This window comes from Methylobacterium sp. WL18 (assembly GCF_008040015.1).
Classification (GTDB): Bacteria; Pseudomonadota; Alphaproteobacteria; order Rhizobiales; family Beijerinckiaceae; genus Methylobacterium; species Methylobacterium mesophilicum.
In genome coordinates this window covers 1-781 of record NZ_VRVD01001139.1, presented here as the reverse complement: position 1 = coordinate 781, position 781 = coordinate 1, and the positions used below count along the sequence as shown (strand labels likewise).

The 781-nt window shown below is 74.0% G+C and carries 1 protein-coding gene; it reads left to right on the top strand.

Translation table 11 applies throughout. The features are described from left to right. The coding region (gene rocF / locus FV228_RS31385) for an arginase (protein ID WP_147857935.1) at positions 1-750 on the top strand (750 nt) is incomplete at its 5' end. Between the last annotated feature and the right edge of the window lie 31 nt (positions 751-781).

The window sequence follows — 781 nt, the reverse complement described above, 5'->3', positions numbered from 1 at the left end:
GCCTGGACCCGCGCCCTGTCGCGGTCGGTGGAGGCCGCCCTGGGGGCGGGCTCCCTGCCGCTCGCCGCCGGAGGCGATCACAGCCTGTCGCTCGGCTCGGTGGACGGTGCGATGCGCCACTGCGCCCGGGACGGCCGACCGCTCTTCGTGCTCTGGCTCGACGCCCATGCCGACTTCAACACACCGGAGACCTCGCCGTCGGGCAACGTCCACGGCATGCCGCTGGCTGCCCTGTGCGGCGAGCCGGGCTTCCCGAGCCTGTTCGCCGAGCCGGTGCCGGCGCCGCTGCCGCCGGCCAACGTCCACCTGTTCGGCCTGCGCTCGATCGATGCCGGCGAGCGCGCCCTCGTGACGGCCCGGCGGGTCGGCGTCACCGACATGCGCACCATCGACGAGTTCGGCGTCGTCGCGCCCCTGCGCCGCGTCCTCGACCGCGTGGCTCGGGACGGCGCGCATCTCCATGTCAGCCTCGACGTCGATTTCCTCGACCCGTCGATCGCGCCCGGCGTCGGCACCACCGTACCGGGGGGCGCGACCTTCCGCGAGGCGCACCTGATCATGGAGATGCTGCACGATTCCGGCCTGGTGCGGTCCCTCGACGTGGTCGAGCTGAACCCGTTCCTCGACGAAAGGGGCCGCAGCGCCCGGGTGCTGGTGGAACTGGTGGCGAGCCTGTTCGGCCGGCGGATCCTGGACCGGCCGGCGCCCGCGATCGAGGCGGTGTCGAGCGACCCGGCCGGCCGCCGCTGATGTCGGACGGCGAGGCCCGGGTTCAGGATCC